We start from the raw sequence: 20002 nt of genomic DNA, 5'->3' as shown, positions 1-20002 counted from the left end.
CGCAACCCATTCGCCTCACTTATTTTATGACGCTAAATTACAGCCTAACGTTTGCACGTGCGAACGTAACGAAAGTAAAAATCCGCGCAGCAGTACGTCCAAACCATTTACAAGAGATGTACCGTTAAAATTATAAGAGAAGGGAATAGTATGAAGAATTCAAAAGTTCTTTTACCAGTGGTTGCTATCGGGCTTGCAATGAGCCCACAGGTTTTTAGCCATGGCTATGTATCAGCGGTTGAAAATGGTATTGCGGAAGCCAGGGGGACATTATGTAAATTCCCCGCCAGCACGGGTGAAAAAAATACGGGTTGTGGTTCAGTACAGTGGGAACCACAAAGTATTGAAGGACCTGAAGGTTTTCCTCAAGGCGGGCCTGTAGATGGGCAAATTGCTAGCGCTGGGCTCACTCAATTTTCCCCACTCAACGAACAAACGGCTGACCGCTGGGTCAAACGCCCTATTACCTCTGGGATGCAAAATTTTGAATGGACGTTTACCGCAAACCACGTCACTAGGGACTGGAAATACTATATTACGAAGCCAGATTGGAACCCTAATCAAGCACTCACTCGTGACTCGTTGGATTTGACTCCTTTCTGTGTCGTTAACGGTAATATGGAAAAACCACCTAAACTGATGTCACACCAATGCCAAGTGCCGGAACGTAGTGGTTATCAAGTCATTCTTGCTGTCTGGGATGTGGGCGATACCGCTGCCGCTTTCTACAATGTTATTGATGTCGAGTTTAGTGGCGAAAACCCTGGTATTCCGGGTTGGACACCAGCTGGTAGCATCAACCCGACAATGGATCTTAATACTGGTGATTCTGTCTATACTCGTGTGTTTGATAACAATGGCGAGTTACCACACCTTTCCACCAGCATTACGATTGAAAGCGCTGACCAAGGCCAAGCTAATCAATGGGCTCATGCTCTTGCGACTAAAATCAATAGCGATCGCACCGATATTAAAGCGGGCTCCATGGACAGTCAGGGAAATGCCACGCCTATTTACGGAGCAAACCCTCTGTATGTCGCTGAAAATAGTGCTTTAGAGCGCGTGGAAATTGGCTATGACATCGTAACGCCTCCACCTGTGATTGGTGTCGACATTTCTGGACTACAACCAGAATATATTCTATCGGATTCCCCCGTAGAGCTCGCACTGGTCATCTCGGCAACGGGTAACGTTAAAGTTGAAATAGACGTCTACAATCACGGCCAAGAATCGCTTGCTAACCAGAAGGTTACACTAGCAGATGGTGAATCAAAAAATGTCAGCCTGCTATTGTCTAAATCCGAGCCGGGGCATCACATGCTTGTGACTCGCGTAAAAGATGAAAATGATAACCTGATTGATCAAACAACGCGTGATTTCATGTTAGTCGATGCAACTGAGCCTGGCGATTACGATTTCGTTTTCCCAAATAGCTTGTCTCAATACACAGAAGGGACGAAGGTATTAGCGACGGATGGTCAGATTTATCAATGTAAACCTTTCCCATATTCAGGCTACTGTATTCAGTGGTCACCCACTGCAACGCAGTATGAACCGGGTGTGGGCAGCCATTGGACATCAGCATGGACTAAGCTGAACTAATAATCGTCATTCGTATTATCAGGCACCTTATTGTTCCAACAAGGTGCCTTTTTTGTTACTAGGACAAATGACGTTAAGTTAGATCAGCGCGCTTGTTCAAACATATCAACATAGAAATCGCTCGCTAGATCAATCCTATCACACCTATGCCTCTACAAGCATAACAATAGAAATGACCATTCCACCACTCAATCTCACTAGCAATCCTTTGCTTTAGATAAAAACATCATAAAGTAAACAAATTGAATAGTTTTTTAATGACTCATGAGAATACTAATGAATTGTTTTAAATAACAAAAACATCATAAAGCCATATTTATTGTATTCTTCGCTCAAAAACTCTACTTGACTCTAAAAGTTACATCTCCATAATGCACGCCGTTTGCGCGAAATAAGCAGGCATTCCGTAAGGAATTTGACTTAAGTATTTTGATTTAACGAGAGGTAAAAAATGGCTGCGGATAATAACTACAGTCTTGGACCGGTTCCCACATCGGCTAGGAAAGGGGTAGCGTCACTCACTATGGTGATGCTGGGACTGACATTTTTTTCCGCAAGTATGTGGACAGGTGGTTCCCTCGGTACCGGACTCTCTTTTAATGACTTCTTCCTCGCGGTTCTCATCGGCAACTTAATCCTCGGCATCTATACTTCTTTTCTTGGTTACATCGGCTCTTCTACTGGCCTCTCTACACACCTTCTTGCTCGTTTCTCTTTTGGTTCTAAAGGCTCATGGCTTCCATCAATTTTACTTGGCGGCACTCAAGTAGGCTGGTTTGGTGTTGGCGTGGCGATGTTTGCTATTCCAGTACAAAAAGCCACAGGCATTGATACCAATACGCTAATTATCGTCAGTGGCCTACTAATGACGGCGACTGTTTACTTTGGCATTTCTGCCTTGATGGTACTTTCTACTATCGCGGTGCCTGCTATTGCTATACTCGGTGGTTACTCTGTATTCACAGCGGTTGATAGCGTTGGCGGTGTCGCCGAGCTACAAAAAATACAACCATCCGAACCCATAGACTTTTCAGTCGCACTTGCGATGGTCGTTGGTTCCTTTGTCAGCGCAGGTACGCTCACTGCCGATTTCGTTCGTTTTGGTAAGAAACCAAAAGGCGCGGTGTTTATTACCATGACGGCCTTTTTTATTGGTAACTCACTGATGTTTATCTTCGGCGCAGCTGGTGCGGCAGTAACGGGTCAATCTGATATTTCTGAAGTGATGATTGCACAGGGCTTACTACTGCCTGCTATCATTGTGCTTGGTTTGAACATTTGGACCACCAACGATAACGCGCTTTACGCGTCTGGTTTAGGTTTCTCCAATGTAACGGGATTGCCAAGCAAATACATCTCTATGGCTAACGGTGTCGTAGGCACACTCTGCGCACTGTGGTTATACAACAATTTTGTTGGTTGGTTGACGTTCCTATCCATTGCGATTCCTCCTATCGGCGGCGTTATCATTGCGGATTTCATTGCGAATCGTAAAAAGTATCAGCATTTTGAAACTACTCAATTCCAAACGGTGAACTGGGCAGGTATTATTGCGGTCGCGTTGGGTGTAGCGGCAGGACACTTCTTACCAGGTGTGGTTCCAGTGAATGCCGTACTCGGTGGTGCTTTGAGCTATCTTGTATTAAACCCAATGCTCAATAAAAACAGTGCAGCACTTGCTAGCGCTGATACTCAATAATTAGGAAGTGCCAGTTATGTCATCTCTACTCATTCAAAATACCGCGATTGATCAACGAGAAGGTCGCTTTGACATTCTTGTTGAAAACGGCGTGTTCACGGCAATCGAGGCCGCAGGCTCACAACCAATGCAGGCTGATCGCGTCATCAATGCTGACGGACACATGGCCGTCGCGCCATTTTGTGAACCTCATATCCATCTAGATACTACGCAAACGGCTGGAGAGCCGAGTTGGAACATTTCTGGAACACTATTTGAAGGCATTGAACGCTGGTCAGAGCGTAAAGCGTTATTGTCTATCGAAGACGTTAAAAAACGCGCTAAGCAGACGCTAAAATGGCAAATCGCCAATGGTGTCCAACATGTTCGTACCCACGTTGATGTCTCTGATCCAACACTCATTGCGCTTAAAGCTATGGTGGAAGTACGCGAAGAAATGAAACCGTGGGTCGACATTCAAATCGTTGCGTTCCCACAAGAAGGCATTTTGTCTTATCCCAACGGTAAAGCACTACTCGAACAAGCGGTTCAGCTTGGCGCAGATGTGATTGGTGCGATTCCACACTTCGAATTCACGCGCGAATACGGTATCGAATCACTGCACTACGTCTTTGAGCTTGCCAACAAGTACAATTGCTTGATTGACGTCCACTGTGATGAGATTGACGACGAGCAGTCACGCTTTGTTGAAACACTCGCGGCACTGGCACACAAATATGAAATGGGTGACAAGGTCACAGCCAGCCACACCACAGCCATGCATTCATACAATGGTGCGTATGCTTCACGCCTATTCCGTCTTTTAAAAATGTCGGGTATCAGCTTTGTTGCTAACCCGTTGGTGAACATTCACCTGCAAGGTCGTTTTGATGACTACCCGAAACGTCGTGGTGTCACACGCGTAAAAGAAATGCTTGCTGCTGATATTAACGTCTGCTTTGGTCATGATGATGTCTTTGACCCTTGGTATCCATTAGGTACAGCAAACATGCTACAAGTACTGCACATGGGCCTGCATGTCTGCCAAGTCATGGGTTATGATCAAATCAATCAATCGTTGGATTTGATCAGTACCAATTCAGCTAAGACCCTCAATATCCAGGCCACGCATGGATTAGACTTGGGTAAAGACGGAAGCTTATTGCTTCTGCCTGCCGACAATGGATTTGATGCCGTTCGACGCCAAGTACCGGTCAGTTACTCAATCCGCAAGGGTGAGATTATTGCCACAACGAAACCTGCACAAACGCAGATTCACTTAGATGCGGTTGAAGACGTCACATTTAAGCGCTAGCCCGAAGGACATCCCCCTTCATATCGGCTTCTACCCAGGGCAATAATTGTATAATTGTTGCCCTGTTTTGTGCTCGTCGTCATGAGAATTTCATTTAATCGCCCAATTGCTGTGCTAAACTAATTTTGCTCTGGTGTTCAGAGTTATTTAACGTAAGAGTAAAAAGAGTGCGAGTTGTATTGTCAGATAGTTCCATATGCGAGTATTTGTCATTCGTTTTATCCATTTACGCCTCGATTAAATAAACAGAACCACTAAGCAAGACAGCCGCAAGGCGAGCGTTTTAATCTGAAAGGTAAGGGACAAAAAATGTCTAACACAAGTACTGGCAAAGTAAAATGGTTCAATGAAGAAAAGGGTTACGGATTCATCGAGCAAGAAAATGGCGGAGCAGACGTATTCGTTCACTTCCGTGCTATTTCTGGTGACGGATTCAAAACTCTAAAAGAAGGCCAAGCGGTCACTTTCGAAGTTGAACAAGGTCAAAAAGGCCCACAAGCGACTAACGTTGTTCCTCAATAACAGCGCGCTAAAAATTTCTAGGCTTCGAGTAATCGAGGCCTTTTTTATACCCGCTCGTTAGCAAAACAACCACTAACCCATTAAAAACAAGTGGTTAGCCAATTACGCTCGTTTGCCCTCTCCAACTTCCATCGTTTGGAAGCCCCCCATATCAGACGTTCAAAGACCTCATCAACCAACGCATAATCAAGGACATACCAGCCCCCTCTCACGACAATAATTCTCTATCGAATCGATAAAAATCTTTCATTAGACTCAGGCGCCTTTTTATCCGTTAATGCGTCCGACTCTAGAGGGCGTTTTCTCCACAACTTTGCCCTGCTAAGAGGTGTTTCGTGACCATCAAGGACGACAATCACGGGGTGTAATTTTTCAGGTTAACGCTAATATTCATTATCCAATCGAGAAAGATTAGTAAAACCTATTGCTTTGGTAATATAAGCCGTGACTAACACTTCCAAACTTGACCATGTTCGTGCTAACTACAATGTGCAACATTGGAGCCAAAACTTCTTCGGTATCAATGATGATGGCGACGTTTACGTCTCACCACGTCAAGATGCTCAACATCATATTCCCTTAACTCGTATCGCTCAGGCTTTGGAAGATAAAGGTCTCACACTTCCGGCGTTGGTGCGCTTTCCGCAAATTATTCACCAACGTGTCCACGGTATCTGTGACGCTTTTAACCAAGCAATTAATGATTACGGTTATCAAAATGATTACTTGCTGGTTTACCCAATTAAAGTAAACCAACAAAAAGATGTGGTTGAGCAAATCCTAGCAAGCCAAGCTGAAGCAGAAACTAAGCAGCTCGGCCTAGAAGCCGGCAGCAAACCCGAACTACTTGCCGTGCTTGCAATGGCGCAACGTGCAAGCTCTGTCATCGTCTGTAACGGCTATAAAGACCGTGAGTACATTCGTTTGGCACTCATTGGTGAGAAGCTAGGGCACAAAGTCTTTATCGTGTTAGAAAAGCTGTCAGAGCTTGATACGGTATTAAGAGAGGCTCGTAGCCTCAATGTTAAGCCACGCATTGGCTTACGTATTCGCTTAGCGTCTCAAGGTGCAGGAAAATGGCAATCAAGTGGCGGTGATAAATCTAAATTTGGTTTGTCCGCTTCGCAAGTGCTACAAGTCGTTGAGCGCCTAAAGCAAGAAGATCAATTGGATATGCTGCAACTTGTGCATTTCCACTTGGGCTCGCAAATGGCGAATATTCGTGACGTACGTAATGGTGTGAACGAATCGGCTCGCTTTTACTGCGAGTTGCGTAAAATGTCTGTGCCGATTGCCTACTTTGATGTTGGGGGTGGCTTAGCGGTTGATTACGATGGTACTCGTAGCCAATCAAGCAGCTCTATGAACTACGGGCTGGCTGAATATGCTCGTAACATTGTTAGCACGGTAGGTGACGTCTGTGCGCTGTATGACGAAAAAGCGCCAGTGATCATTTCAGAATCTGGCCGTTCATTAACCGCGCATCACGCTGTGCTTATCACCAATGTTATTGGTACTGAAAGCTATGCCAGCGAGCAAGTGGAAGCGCCGTCTGAGGAAGCGCCGATTTTACTGCAAAACATGTGGCAGAACTGGCAAAACCTAAAATCGGGAACCGATGCTCGTGCGTTAATCGAAATTTATAACGATACGCAAAGCGATCTATCAGAAGCTCAAACCCTGTTCGCAACAGGTGTGGTGGATTTGCACCAAAGAGCATGGGTAGAGCAATTGAGCTTAACCATTTATGGCGAATTGCATCGTCAGATGGACAACAAAAACCGTTTCCACCGTCCAATTCTTGACGAATTGAACGAGCGATTAGCCGATAAGTTCTTTGTGAATTTCTCGCTGTTTCAATCATTACCCGATGCATGGGGTATTGAGCAAGTCTTCCCTGTTCTTCCATTATCTGGATTAGACAGAGAAGACCAAACTCGAGCCATTATGCTTGATATTACTTGTGATTCAGACGGTACCATTGAGCAGTATGTAGATGGGCAAGGTATTGAATCCACATTACCGGTTCCTGCATGGAACAAGGATCAACCCTATTTAATGGGCTTCTTCCTTGTCGGCGCTTACCAAGAAATATTGGGCGATATGCACAATTTATTTGGTGACACTCACAGCGCGGTGGTTAACGTCACTGATAATGGCGATATTGATTTTGCAACCATTGACCTTGGTGATACGGTTGAAGACATGATGCGCTATGTTCACATTGACGTTGATGCAATTCGTAGTAACTATAGAGAACTGGTTGAGCGTCATATTAATGCTGACGAGCAAGCACTTATTTTAGAAGAGTTAGAGTATGGCCTAACCGGTTATACCTATCTAGAGGATTTATAAATGAATGATTTGTTTACAAAAACTGATTATTCTCTGTATTCGAATGCGATGACATTTGTCCGCCGTCCTTACGTGAGAAACCCGATTGGAACCGACGCCGATGTTGTGGTTCTAGGTGTACCGCTAGACATGGCGACCTCTGGCCGTCCGGGTGCGCGTTTAGGCCCAGATGCTATCCGTCGTGCGTCTGTCAATCTTGCGTGGGAAGGCAAAAAATTCCCTTGGACATTCAACGTATTTGATAAACTCAAAGTCATCGACTCAGGTGATCTGGTTTTTGATTGTGGGGACGCTGAAGATTTTACTTATCGTTTAGAAGCCGCGACAAGCGACATTTTAAAAAATGGTAAAACCATGCTCGCACTTGGCGGTGATCACTTTATTACGCTGCCAATTTTGCGCGCCTACGCAAAACATCACGGTGAGATGGCATTAGTGCATTTTGATGCTCACACGGATACCTATGCGAATGGCAGTAGCTACGATCATGGGACGATGTTTTATCATGCGCCCAAAGAAGGGCTGATTTCTGCAAAGCACTCGGTGCAAGTCGGTATTCGCACCGAATATGACTACGACGATCATGGCTTTAATGTCATTAATGCTATGCAAGCCAATGATATGAGTGTCGACGAAATTGTTGCTCAAATCAAAGCAACAACAGGCGATAAACCTGTCTATATTACATTTGATATCGACTGCTTAGATCCAGCGTTTGCTCCAGGTACCGGTACCCCGGTTTGTGGCGGTCTTAACTCTGATAAAGTACTAAAAATCATCCGTGGTTTGGCAGGTATGAACGTGGTTGGTATGGATGTGGTTGAAGTATCGCCTCCGTATGACCAAAGCGATCTTACCGCATTGGCAGGCGCAACCATTGCTCTTGAATTATTGTATGTATTGGCGTCGAAGCCTAACGCGTTAGGTGTTTAGATAATACCTAGACCTGATGTCGTTTCATCTCATTAAAAATCAAACCCTAAAAGCGGATCGCTATGATCCGCTTTTGCACTTAGCTGTGCCCATCAAGTAAATCACATTATTATCAGTTTCATTAATTGTGAGACCTTAGCTCCTTTAAATGTAATTACATTCACATACCGTTATATTATACAAACGCCCTACATAATATTTATATATAATATTTAGACCGAATTATTTGCACCAAAAACAAATAATTGAATGGATTAAATACAATTAACCATGACAAGTTAATTATCATAAAAATACACAATAGGAATGTAAAACACCAGGTTATACAGATACCTATTAATCAATAATTACACATAGGTTTATTATATGGATATTAAATACCTAATCGCATCAACTATCACCGCCCTTACATTCAATGCCTACGCTGCCACCTCATATAATGAAGTGGTTGTGTTTGGCGACAGCCTATCGGATGTTGGCAACCTACATTTAATGAATTTTCCTGGCGGACCTGCTGAAGGGCAAACTTATGGCCCTAGGTTTTCTAACGGTCCACTTATTGCGGAATATGTCGCCAGCAAAGTACTTGATATCGATGTTGACCAACAACCTTTGCTCCCGTCTCTTCACCTAGTTAGCAACATCACTGGCAATAATTTTGCTGTTGCTGGTGCCAAGTCTCTAGATGATGACGGCTCTCCGCTCACACCAGACATCAACCTTCCTACTCAGATCAATGCCTACCTACAACATACTCAAAGTTCAGCAGATAAAGACGCATTGTATTTTATGTCAATTGGCGGCAATGATGTAAGAAGTGCAAGAGATCTCATCACCTCCAAGGACGGTAACCAACCATTCTTTAGCAGAAAGTTATCAGCATACACATATACATATAATTCAGCGGTATCAGCAAGTAATAGCTTAGAACTATTATTAAAGTCAGGCGCTAAAGACATTGTTGTTCTTGGTGTGCCTAATATTTCAATGACACCTGAAAATACGTTAATCACTGACCAACTAATATATAATGCAAATAACTTTTGGGAACAATTAAGTGCAATGGCTATCCCTAGAGTGGTCGGTAACTTATCTAAGTTCTATCAAGGCGCAATCAACAGTTCAATAGAACAACTAGAAAATGACTATCCGAGTGCCAATATTCATTATGTAGATCTTATGAGTATCGTCGATACCGTCAACCAAGATATTGAAAGCTATAGTTTCACCGACACTACACATGCGTGTAACTATCTTCTTAGCACGTCACCTGTAGGCCAACCAACAAGTGAATGCCTTGTCACCTCTGAGTATCTATACTTCGATGAACTTCACCCCACAACAGCGGCAAATATGATCGTTGCCGATAAAATTTTAGCGATGCTTGAATCAAAGGCTAAATAACAGTGTGCGAAAAGTCATGACAAGCCTACAACAACATATCACTTGGAATTTGACTCGACAGCGATTTTATTCTGATATGCAGAAACAAAGTAGCCAAGCAAATTTCTGTAAAGGGAGACGAAAAAAAGCATAACAGATCAACAGCATCCACAAGAAGAATCGAATAATTGAGAGTTTGAGGCGTAGCTATTAACCATAGCTACGCTTTTTATCGTCATTAAACACTGCACTTGCTGCCTCCACCAGCCGACAACAACCGACCAAATCCCTAATTGAAGAAGCAAGCTATGAAATACTCCCACCTAGATAGCTAAGAAATCGTTCATAAAGTCATGAGCTAAGGGGCGTCCCACCAACGAATATTCGCTAATACCATCGCTAGTCTAGCGTCTGTTAACAACACAAATGGCGTATCAAGTTGGCTTAAATCCACCCCGTTGTTAGTGAACTCTTCGCTTGAAACTGTGACGGTCACAAACTCATCAACCGTTTGCAGTTGCTCCGTAATATCAATTTTCACAACACTCGCAGCTAAGCTTTGTTCTTGTCGATCTTGCACTGCTACATACACGCTACCTGTTGGACACTCGGTCACCTTAACCTCAAAACTCAAACCGCCTTTTGGATGCGCAAAGCAGCTAAAGTCTTCCGTATCCCCATCCGTTGTTGCAATGCATACCGACGCGCCAGCCTCTTTAAATACCAAACTCACCGCGTCTTGCTGCTGTTGATAGTTATAGGGTTTAGTCTCAATCGATACAAAGTTCATTGCGTTATTCCGAGACACTTCAACTCGGTTTCCACCTTGCGCTTGGGCGACAAGTAACTGAAAATCACCAATCGTTGAACGAACACCATACAGCTCTATTGCCGGACGCACATTTCCCTCAATGAAATGGTCGCTGTCATCGCGATCAAGCTGATCCAGATCGCGCTGCTGCAATCGCGAGGAATAATTCAATCCGTATCCATACTCAAACAGCGGAGCATGCTCCCCATTAGGATCTTGTTCATACTGTGAAACTTGGTAATTAGGAATGTGCTGAGGGATACGATTCACGGTCGCACTCAGCTTTTTATTCGGCCAGCTATAAGACAGCTTGCCTTGGAAGTCATAACGTGGGCGTTTCTCTTCATCTCCCACTAATACATCGGTAATGCCCTCACCTTCACTGCCCGGAAGCCAAGCGGCAACAAATGCGTCAGACATGGCGATTTCTTCATTAAGATATAAAGGACGACCACTGTAAAACACGGTAATGATCTTGGCTCCCGCCGCATGCAAACGATGTATTTTCTCAACATCTCTACGATAACTGCGCTTCAACTGGGAAAATTCTAGCGTTTGCCAGGTTTTAATATCGCCCATCATTTCCGCATAGGGATCTTCGCCAATAACCACAATCGCGACATCACCCGGCTGCACATCTTCTTTCAGCTCTGGGTCAAAATTAACATTGCTCTCTCCAAGTTCAGCCACTAACGCCATTTTCAGTGTCGTCGCACCGGGAAAGTCCTCCAATGTATTTTCGTCACCTTGCCAAGTCAGATTCCAGCCACCCGATTGTTTTTGAAGATCATCGGCGGCACTGCCTGTTACTAGTACTTTCTGATTCTTGCTCAGCGGCAGTATTTGATTGTTGTTTTTTAATAACACTAACGATTTTCGTACCGCTTCACGAGCAACCTCACGGTGTGCCTGTGCACCCAACAAACTTTGATTACCAGCAAGAACTCGCTGAGTGGGTGCAGGCTTTGTCCATAATCCCGCTCTCATTTTTACGCGCAGAATTCGCGTTACTGCGTCATCAATACGTGCGATTGGGATAACACCAGAGTGAATATCCGCTAACGCAGTGCGATATACTTCAATCCAGTGTTCATGAACTGGTACCATTAAAATGTCATTACCAGCATTGATAGCATAAGTGGCATTACCATCGGTGCATTTGTTAATTTCAGCATGACCATGCCAGTCGGTCACAATCAACCCATCAAAGCCCATTTTGTCTTTGAGTACATCGTTTAAAAGATACTTACTGCCATGGATCTTATAGTTGTATCCGTTGCCCTCACCGGTGATATCACTCTGTGGCGAATGATCATAGTTGGCGGGATTTTCCCAAGTATTAAACGACGACATAACCACCTGCGCCCCTGCCTCTAAGCCACTGAAATAGCCCATGGCATGGATATTACGTAACTGATCTTCGCAATAGGCATTCACCCCACGATCAACGCCAGTCAGAGTTCCACCGTCCCCTACCCAGTGTTTAACATTGGAAATGACTTTATACTCACTTTTCAGCTCATTCTGGTCACCTTGCAAACCAATCACCATTTGCGACGCGTAAGCGTAAGTGATCTCGGGATCTTCAGAATACCCTTCATACACCCTCCCCCAACGAAGATCTCGCGGTGTCGCGACCGTCGGTGCAAATGTCCAGTCTAAGCCCGTCGCTGCGACTTCCAACGCGGTAATTTTTCCGATTCGACGAATGAGTTCAGGATCTCGCGCCGCTCCAAGCCCAATATTGTGGGGAAACACCGTCGCGCTATACACATTATTATGACCGTGCACGGCATCTGTTGCCCACATAAACGGAATACGAAATGGCCGATCTGCGAAGGCTTCTTCGGTTGCATGCCAAAACTCATCGGCTTTATCTGCCCAATGTTGTGCTAGCGAGCGCTTGTTCTCATTCGGCCACGCGCCACCACCGTTTAAGATAGAGCCAAGCTTATACTGTTTTGCTTCTTCAGGTGTGACGCCCCTTAGATCAGGCTGTATCATCTGGCCAAGCTTTTCTTCTACCGTCATCAAAGCAACAATACGAGCAACTTCCTGCTCAACGGCAGGATCTTTTTTAATCGAAGAGTTGATGCGAGGCCATTCTGGAAAATAAGGCGTGATTGTTGTCATCGGAATATCCTAAAGGTTTGCTACAGAGGTAGGAATAAGACGTCAGTACCCACTCTCGCAGAGGCGTTAGAGATGACTAAGTACTGAATTCATAACTTTCAGCGATGATATAAGCGAACGAGCGACTCATTCGTGACCTAAGTCACAAGGAATAATCCCCTCTAAGGGCAGGTAACAAAACTCGGAAACAATCCACAATACCGTCAGGCATCATGAAACTTATATAGAGACCTAGCATTATCTCATTTATTAACAATAAGTTACCGTGAAACTCACCATCAAACCTTTAAAAAGCACTTTCATACGGTTAACATTTACGCGCCAGCTTCCACAAGAAAATAAGCTTGGCGTACGTTCAACGAAGCGCAATATGACTGGTGCTATCTCTGACCACAATAGACACTGGCGGAATATCATAATCCGGCTCATTACCACTGATGAGATCCAATATAGTTCGAATGGCAATCTCCCCCATCTGCGCAAAAGGTTGACGCATGGTCGACAACCTGGGGATATAGAACTCCCCAATTGGCAGATCATCAAAGCCCACAACTGACACATCGTCGGGCACACGTAACCCCTTTCTATGCAAGGCTTGAATGACACCAAACGCCGACAAGTCATTCGCCGCAAACACCGCTGTAAACTCGGCGCCTGATTCAATTTTTTCCATTGTTCTCTGACACGCTTCATCTGCTTCAAAGTTAGCCGAAATCCAAGTAGGCTCACCGCTCGGTAGTCCGGCTGCAGTCATTGCTCTTTTAAATCCTGCCAATCGCTGCTCTGTTTCGATGTTTCCTCTCGCTCCCATGGCATGAAATATTTGAGTATGCCCGAGTTGTAACAAATGATTCGTAGCGAGATACGCGCCAATTTCATTATCAACATTAATCATAGGCAATAATCCCGAACCATTGCGGCACATCAAGAGTGCTGGCATGTCTCCGGTGATATGGGCAATTTCACTCTCGGCCAACTCACCACCAATAATGATCACACCGTCGACTGGACGATGAACCAAATCGTTAAGCTCATTGCGTTCCCTAGCGATATCCCAATTAGTCGTCTCGATAATAAGATCATAACTGTGGCTATGCATTTGTTCATCCATGCCACATAGAATTCGGCTGACATAAGGTGCATCAAACGACGGAGCAATCACTCCTATCGTCATATTCCTTTTCGTATCTGACTCATCTTTACGAGGTTTATGCTTGAAACCCGTTTCAAATATAGCCAACTCAATTGCATCTACTTTTTGTTTAGCGATGAATGTTGTGCGATTTAAATAACGTGAAACGGTGCTTGCCGATACGCCAGCGCGTTTGGCAACATCATAAATGGTGGCTTTTTGAGCTGACATGGAGGTTGTGGATTCTCATATTATTCTCAGTTACGTCACAACATAGCGAATTCTTTACCAATAGGAAAAGGGAAACGTTAAATTAGAGAGCAAGCCAACATGAAAAATAGCGCAAGGTTAAACAATTTTACCTTATCGGCTGGTATCGTTGTTGTGTGAAAATTCTGCCACCTTGTGATATCTACCCTAGAATTCAGCCAATTAATGAGCAATCGCAGCTTCTATATAATTAATCACTATAACCACCTAAACAAAGATGATAAGTTTATGTAAAAATAATTAACAAGGAGTTCGTTATGCGTTCTAAATTCGCAGTGGTATGTGCATTAGGGTTAGCAGCTATTTTAGCGGGATGTGCAGCACCCAATGAAAATCGAAATAACCAAGAAATTGGCAACAAAATGGAAGCTGATGCGCAACACGAAAAAGAAATTTGTACCGCTTTAGGTGACATTAACTGCGCTCAACAGTAATTGATGAAAAGTCATTGATTGAAAACAACGTAGCGGTTAATCACACCGCTACGCTTTACAGCTCCATCCTCTCTACCACATCTCTTCGTCTTCTTAGCTGCATCCTGCTAAATACATGAGTCGAGTTTAAAGAATCGCAACTAATCCTCAGTGTGGCGAATGGTCATATTTCTTGGAATCAATTCAATGCCAGGGTTGTATCGTTTAGCCGCGGCGTTTAACGCTAATTCCATCGCACTATCGCAAATGAGGTCAAATTGTTGAGGGGATGAATTAACCTTAAAGGGAAGGAAGTCCAACAGTCTGTTATCACCAAAGGTTGCTAGCTTCACTTTTCCCATCAGTTCAGGCTTTTCTAAGAAAACGTCTAAGACACCTTCTAACAAGGTATACGACATCGTCACAATGGAGTCTGGTAACTGGTCGGTATCAAGCCACAGCTCTAATAAGCGTTTACCCTCCTCTCGGTTAAAGTGCTCACCATAAACCACCATAGACTGCGTTGTGACTAACTTTGCTGCGGCCTCAAAGCCGAGTTGCCGCTCGCGTGAGATATTGAGCGAAGGCAAGGCCCCAATCAAACCAATACTCTTGGTCTCTTCATCTAATACCGAAGACGTCAAATTAAATGCCGCACCAAAATCCTCACTGATCACACAGCTAAAATGCTCATCATCCAACGAGCGGTCTATCGCGATAACTGGCGTCCCTCTTTGTTGGATAGGAAGGTAGTAATCGCTGGCATCCGTAATCGCACTGGCGACAAATAGCGCATCAATACGTCTCGAGATCAATGCCTCTGCTACGCGCTTTTCTGTTTCCGGATCGTCATCAGAGCAGCCGATTAAAATTTGAAATCCCGCCTTACGAGAGTTTTGTTCAAGGAGCTTGGCTATCCGAGCATAACTGGAGTTTTCCAGATCCGGAATAATAAGACCAAACGAGCGGCTATGCCCTGCCCGCAGCGACGATGCTGCGTGATCGGGGCGATAATTGTGAGCGTCGACCACCGCCATCACTTTTTTTTGGGTTTTTTCAGAAATTCGATATTTCTGTGCTTTACCGTTAATCACATAACTCGCCGTGGTCTTTGACACCCCAGCAAGCTTTGCTATTTCATCCAAAGTCATATCTCGATCCTTTCTGTGCGATGGATCATATAAATGAATTCCAACCATACTGACAAGTTGAATTATATGCTGAATCGGTTCAGTATAAAAGCTGAAAGGATTCAGCAAAGTTCACACTTTTGAAAACTGGCCTATATTTATAGTGATAGATCACCTATAGGACCTCGCTACAGCAAAGCCAATACACAAAAAATGGTTTGCTGAATTTTTTTAAAATTTTGCTGAATCGATTCAGTTTCACGTAGTGATTAACTTGGTCGGTTCAAAACAAGAATAACGTGGGTAAGCTAACATGCTTCAATTAAACAGCGACAACATTAAACTTAATCAATCGTCAGACGACAAACTCAGCGCCATTAAAGTGATCGCAGCAGACCTGACTGCAAAAGGGCTGGTTCAAGAAGGTTATGTCGACGGCATGCTTAATCGCGAAGGCCAAAACTCAACGTTTCTAGGCAATGGTATCGCGATTCCTCACGGCACTACCGATACCCGTGATCTTGTTCAAACCACCGGCGTGGCGATTCATCACTTTCCGAATGGTGTCGACTGGGGTAACGGTAATATCGCTTACGTCGCGATAGGTATCGCCGCTAAATCAGACGAACACTTAGGTATTTTAAAACAACTAACCAAAGTGCTTTCTGCTGATGGCGTTGAGAAAAAACTTAAGCAAGCGAAAACAGAACAAGAAATCATTGCGCTGTTGAATGGTGACGTTCAACTTGAAGCCGATTTCGATGCCTCTTTGATTCAACTCAACTTCCCAGCAAGTGACATGCTCCAAATGGCGGCTGTCGCGGGTGGTTTACTTAAAAACACAGGTGGTACTGGCGCCGAGTTCGTTGCAGATCTTGTGACAAAGTCCCCCACTCATCTCGGCAAAGGGCTATGGCTAGTCAGCAGCGACAAAGCCGTCACTCGTACGGGAATGGCCTTTGTCTCAACCATTAACCAGTGCGAGCTTGACGGTACACCTGTACAAGCGCTTATTGCATTCGCTGCATGTAACAACGCTCACGAAGCAATGCTCAATAAAGTTACTGACCTTGTGTTTAAGCAAGAGCAAAGCAAACTGCTGTCACTTTCTACCGAACAACTGCTCGCTTTCTTCACTGGTGAGCAAGCCCCGGTCGTTGTAAATGACAGTGGCAATGTTGCTGTATTCAAAATCAAAAACGCTCATGGCCTGCATGCTCGTCCTGGCGCCATGCTGGTGGCTGAAGCGAAAAAATTTGAAGCCACCATTCAAGTATCTAACCTAAACGGCGAAGGCAAGGCGGTTAACGCGAAGAGCCTAATGAAAGTCATTGCTCTTGGCGTGAAACACGGTCATGAATTGCAATTTAGCGCCGATGGCGTCGATGCCGAGCAAGCGCTAGACGCCATTGGTAAAGCTATCGCTTCTGGTCTTGGTGAAGGGTAAGGATTGATGATGACGACTCAATTAAATGCATCCGTGACGAATAAAGTCGTCACTATTACCCTCAATCCTGCTTTGGATCTTACCGGCAGCTTAGATAAGCTCAATCAAGGTTCGGTGAGCTTAGTCAATGCGGGTTCACTGCATGCGGCCGGCAAGGGCGTTAACGTTGCTAAAGTATTATCCGACTTAGGCGCAGAGGTGACGGTAACGGGCTTTCTAGGAACCGATAATCAAGAGCTTTTTTGCCAACTCTTTACTGAGTTAAACGCTAAAGACGAATTCATTCGAGTTTCTGGCTCGACGCGTATCAACGTCAAGCTGGTTGAAAATAGTGGCGAAGTCAGTGACATTAATTTCCCGGGTGTTGAGGTTGACGCGCAAGCCATCACTCAGTTTGAGGCAACACTCAAAAAACTCATGCATAGCCATGACTACTTCGTCTTTGCCGGTAGCTTACCACGCGGTATTAGCGCCAAGCAGTGTGCGCAATGGATTGAAAAACTACAAAGTAATGGCAAACGCGTTCTGTTTGATAGCAGCCGCGATGCGCTAACCCAAGGTTTAGATGCGAAGCCATGGTTAATAAAACCAAATGATGAGGAGCTTTCCCAATTCGTTGGGCGTGAACTCGGCACTCAAGAACAATGTTTGGAAGCGGCAGAAACGCTTTCTGATAAAGGCATAGATAACATTGTTGTCTCCATGGGTGCCGAAGGCGTTCTATGGTTACATGATAGCCAGTGGCTTCAAGCAAAACCGCCTAAAATGCATGTCGTTAGCACTGTGGGGGCTGGTGATACCTTAGTCGCAGGTCTGTGTTGGGGCCACATGCAATCAATGCCAAAACTAGAATTACTCTCTTTTGCTACTGCACTTTCCGCTTTGGCCGTTGGTCAGGTTGGCGTTGGCGTGCCAAGTAAAGAAGACGTTGTATCCCTACAAAAACAAATACAGTCACAAGCGCTAAATCGTTAAGCATCCGTATCGATGACTCTGATTTAACACGACAAAATGGACATAAAGGTCGAATCTATGAAAATTTCAATTATTACCGCCTGCCCTAGCGGGGTAGCAAACAGCATTATCGCCGCCGGATTACTTGATCAGGCAGCCAAGGCACTCGGCCATGATGCCCGCGTTGAATGCCACTCTAGTGTTGTTGAGACTCAAGTATTAACTGAGGCACAAATCGCAGAGTCTGACGCTATTATCATTGCAGCAAACGCGCCCGTCGATACACAGCGTCTAATTGGTAAACGTGTTTATCAAGCCAGTATTTCTGAGTGCACGAGTGACCCTAAAGCGTTTTTAAGCAAAGCGATCAGTGATGCTCAAACATTAAGCCAAGAAGCTGTACTCACCATCTCGTCTAACGAATCTGTGAATAACGACAGTCCGTCTACCACGAAAAAAATTGTCGCTATCACAGCGTGCCCGACTGGTGTCGCGCATACTTTTATGGCAGCAGAAGCACTGGAAAACGAAGCGAAACGCCTTGGTCATCAGATTAAAGTGGAAACTCGCGGTTCAGTGGGCGCTAAAAATCAACTTAGCGATCAAGATATCGCCGATGCTGATCTTGTTATCATCGCAGCCGACATCGAAGTTCCTCTGGATCGTTTTAACGGTAAAAACATGTACAAGACCAGCACAGGTCTTGCATTGAAAAAAACCGAACAAGAGATCAACAAGGCATTTTCTGAAGCCACTCCTTATGCTCACGCAGGTCGAAACAACCAAACACCAGCAACAGAAGAGAAAAAAGGCGTTTATAAGCACCTAATGACCGGTGTATCACACATGCTTCCTGTCGTGGTTGCTGGTGGTTTGATTATCGCTCTTTCGTTCGTATTTGGTATTGAAGCATTTAAAGAAGAAGGCACGTTGCCAGCAGCGCTTATGACCATAGGTGGTGGCAGTGCGTTTGCACTAATGATTCCTGTTCTTGCTGGTTTCATTGCCTTTTCCATTGCTGACCGTCCAGGTCTTGCACCCGGTCTAATTGGCGGCATGCTGGCAAGCTCGACTGGTGCTGGCTTCTTAGGTGGTATCGTGGCGGGTTTCCTAGCGGGTTATTCAGCCAAGCTTATTGCCGATAAAGTCCAGTTGCCACAATCAATGGAAGCGCTCAAACCAATTTTGATCATTCCGTTTATTGCCAGCTTGTTTACTGGTCTTGTAATGGTATACATCGTGGGCGGCCCTGTGGCAGGCATTATGTCTGCAATGACGGATTTCCTAAATAATATGGGGTCTGCGAATGCAGTTCTGCTAGGTGTTATTTTGGGCTGTATGATGTGTTTCGACCTCGGTGGTCCAGTCAACAAAGCGGCATATACGTTTGGTGTTGGTCTATTGGCTTCTCAAACTTATGCTCCAATGGCTGCTATCATGGCTGCGGGTATGGTTCCGGCACTGGGTATGGGTCTTGCGACTTTCCTTGCAAAAGATAAATTTGAGGCTGGTGAACGCGAAGCAGGCAAAGCGTCTTTCGTGCTAGGTATGTGCTTTATTTCTGAAGGCGCGATTCCATTTGCAGCAAAAGATCCAATGCGTGTTATCCCATCATGTATGGCTGGTGGCGCGCTAACGGGTGCACTATCTATGCTAGTAGGCGCAAAACTGATGGCACCACACGGTGGTCTGTTCGTACTACTTATTCCTGGTGCAATTTCTCCTGTACTGATGTATTTAGTTGCTATCGCCGCTGGTACGGCGGTAACAGGCTTTACCTACGCGTTCTTGAAGCGCCGCGCAGAAACGCCGCAAGTCGCTAACGCTTAATTAGCTTCGCTCCAGTTATTAACACCCTAGATAGAAAAGGCGCTGCATTTGCAGCGCCTTTTTACTATTTATACTTTCCAAATAAGTCCATTGC

13 protein-coding genes and 2 pseudogenes are annotated in these 20002 nt (G+C 44.8%); 12 read left to right on the top strand and 3 right to left on the bottom strand.

Annotated features, from left to right (window positions below):
- The first annotated feature begins 150 nt into the window (after nucleotides 1–150).
- From gbpA to L4D05_RS13405, 7 genes are all read left to right on the top strand, one after another.
- Entirely contained in the window at nucleotides 151–1602 is a 1452-nt protein-coding gene (gbpA, locus tag L4D05_RS13435) for an N-acetylglucosamine-binding protein GbpA (RefSeq protein ID WP_428794331.1), read from the top strand.
- A 451-nt stretch (nucleotides 1603–2053) separates the two neighbouring features.
- Nucleotides 2054–3301, top strand: a complete 1248-nt coding sequence (codB, locus tag L4D05_RS13430; protein ID WP_265676828.1) for a cytosine permease — start codon at nucleotides 2054–2056, stop codon at nucleotides 3299–3301.
- 16 nt (nucleotides 3302–3317) lie between these two features.
- Nucleotides 3318–4595, top strand: a complete 1278-nt coding sequence (locus L4D05_RS13425) for a cytosine deaminase (protein ID WP_265676829.1) — start codon at nucleotides 3318–3320, stop codon at nucleotides 4593–4595.
- A gap of 309 nt (nucleotides 4596–4904) precedes the next feature.
- Nucleotides 4905–5117, top strand: coding sequence for a transcription antiterminator/RNA stability regulator CspE (cspE, locus tag L4D05_RS13420; protein WP_265676830.1), 213 nt, complete (start codon nucleotides 4905–4907; stop codon nucleotides 5115–5117).
- A gap of 444 nt (nucleotides 5118–5561) precedes the next feature.
- Nucleotides 5562–7472 carry an arginine decarboxylase gene (speA, locus tag L4D05_RS13415; RefSeq protein WP_428794330.1) on the top strand — a complete coding sequence of 637 codons (1911 nt, stop codon included), beginning with the start codon at nucleotides 5562–5564 and terminating at the stop codon, nucleotides 7470–7472.
- Nucleotides 7473–8405 (top strand): agmatinase, encoded by a 933-nt coding sequence (gene speB / locus L4D05_RS13410; RefSeq protein ID WP_428794329.1) that lies wholly within the window; start codon nucleotides 7473–7475, stop codon nucleotides 8403–8405.
- Nucleotides 8406–8771: 366 nt separating this feature from the next.
- Nucleotides 8772–9809: an SGNH/GDSL hydrolase family protein gene (locus tag L4D05_RS13405; protein WP_428794328.1), complete on the top strand. Its 1038-nt coding sequence runs from the start codon at nucleotides 8772–8774 to the stop codon at nucleotides 9807–9809.
- A gap of 337 nt (nucleotides 9810–10146) precedes the next feature.
- On the opposite strand, the gene L4D05_RS13400 is transcribed toward L4D05_RS13405, so the two are convergent.
- A complete protein-coding gene (locus L4D05_RS13400; RefSeq protein ID WP_428794327.1) occupies nucleotides 10147–12732 on the bottom strand; it encodes a glycoside hydrolase family 3 protein in 2586 nt (861 codons plus the stop codon).
- Nucleotides 12733–13087: 355 nt separating this feature from the next.
- A complete protein-coding gene (locus tag L4D05_RS13395; RefSeq protein ID WP_428752134.1) occupies nucleotides 13088–14095 on the bottom strand; it encodes a LacI family DNA-binding transcriptional regulator in 1008 nt (335 codons plus the stop codon).
- Between the two features lie 296 nt (nucleotides 14096–14391).
- Between L4D05_RS13395 and L4D05_RS13390 the strand changes: the two genes are divergently transcribed.
- Entirely contained in the window at nucleotides 14392–14568 is a 177-nt protein-coding gene (locus tag L4D05_RS13390) for a hypothetical protein (RefSeq protein ID WP_250616083.1), read from the top strand.
- 140 nt (nucleotides 14569–14708) lie between these two features.
- Here the strand turns inward: L4D05_RS13390 and cra are convergent, their stop codons facing one another.
- On the bottom strand, nucleotides 14709–15746 hold the full coding sequence (cra, locus tag L4D05_RS13385) for a catabolite repressor/activator (protein WP_428794461.1): 1038 nt from the start codon (nucleotides 15744–15746) through the stop codon (nucleotides 14709–14711).
- Between the two features lie 244 nt (nucleotides 15747–15990).
- Here cra and fruB point away from each other — a divergent pair, with 244 nt between their 5' ends.
- The 4 genes and pseudogenes from fruB to fruA all read left to right on the top strand — a co-directional run.
- Entirely contained in the window at nucleotides 15991–17124 is a 1134-nt protein-coding gene (fruB, locus tag L4D05_RS13380; RefSeq protein ID WP_428794326.1) for a fused PTS fructose transporter subunit IIA/HPr protein, read from the top strand.
- Nucleotides 17125–17157: 33 nt separating this feature from the next.
- Nucleotides 17158–18099, top strand: a complete 942-nt coding sequence (gene pfkB / locus L4D05_RS13375; RefSeq protein ID WP_428794460.1) for a 1-phosphofructokinase — start codon at nucleotides 17158–17160, stop codon at nucleotides 18097–18099.
- Nucleotides 18100–18156: 57 nt separating this feature from the next.
- A pseudogene (locus L4D05_RS13370) lies at nucleotides 18157–18451 on the top strand (PTS fructose transporter subunit IIB); the annotation flags it as partial.
- A pseudogene (fruA, locus tag L4D05_RS13365) lies at nucleotides 18427–19908 on the top strand (PTS fructose transporter subunit IIBC); the annotation flags it as partial. The pseudogenes L4D05_RS13370 and fruA, both read left to right, overlap by 25 nt.
- Nucleotides 19909–20002: the final 94 nt, after the last annotated feature.

The organism is Vibrio nomapromontoriensis, from assembly GCF_050337205.1.
In the GTDB taxonomy this organism is placed as follows: Bacteria; Pseudomonadota; Gammaproteobacteria; order Enterobacterales; family Vibrionaceae; genus Vibrio; species Vibrio nomapromontoriensis.
The sequence above is the reverse complement of the archived record's forward strand: the minus strand, read 5'-3'. Positions and strand labels throughout refer to the sequence as shown.

Excerpts from the sequence above, each read along its gene's own strand:
- gbpA (WP_428794331.1), top strand. The coding sequence starts at position 151 with ATGAAGAATTCAAAAGTTCTTTTACCAGTGGTTGCTATCGGGCTTGCA.
- speB (WP_428794329.1), top strand. The coding sequence starts at position 7,473 with ATGAATGATTTGTTTACAAAAACTGATTATTCTCTGTATTCGAATGCG.
- codB (WP_265676828.1), top strand. The coding sequence starts at position 2,054 with ATGGCTGCGGATAATAACTACAGTCTTGGACCGGTTCCCACATCGGCT.
- fruB (WP_428794326.1), top strand. The coding sequence starts at position 15,991 with ATGCTTCAATTAAACAGCGACAACATTAAACTTAATCAATCGTCAGAC.
- cra (WP_428794461.1), bottom strand. The coding sequence starts at position 15,746 with ATGGTTGGAATTCATTTATATGATCCATCGCACAGAAAGGATCGAGAT.
- L4D05_RS13395 (WP_428752134.1), bottom strand. The coding sequence starts at position 14,095 with ATGTCAGCTCAAAAAGCCACCATTTATGATGTTGCCAAACGCGCTGGC.
- L4D05_RS13405 (WP_428794328.1), top strand. The coding sequence starts at position 8,772 with ATGGATATTAAATACCTAATCGCATCAACTATCACCGCCCTTACATTC.
- L4D05_RS13425 (WP_265676829.1), top strand. The coding sequence starts at position 3,318 with ATGTCATCTCTACTCATTCAAAATACCGCGATTGATCAACGAGAAGGT.
- L4D05_RS13390 (WP_250616083.1), top strand. The coding sequence starts at position 14,392 with ATGCGTTCTAAATTCGCAGTGGTATGTGCATTAGGGTTAGCAGCTATT.
- cspE (WP_265676830.1), top strand. The coding sequence starts at position 4,905 with ATGTCTAACACAAGTACTGGCAAAGTAAAATGGTTCAATGAAGAAAAG.
- L4D05_RS13400 (WP_428794327.1), bottom strand. The coding sequence starts at position 12,732 with ATGACAACAATCACGCCTTATTTTCCAGAATGGCCTCGCATCAACTCT.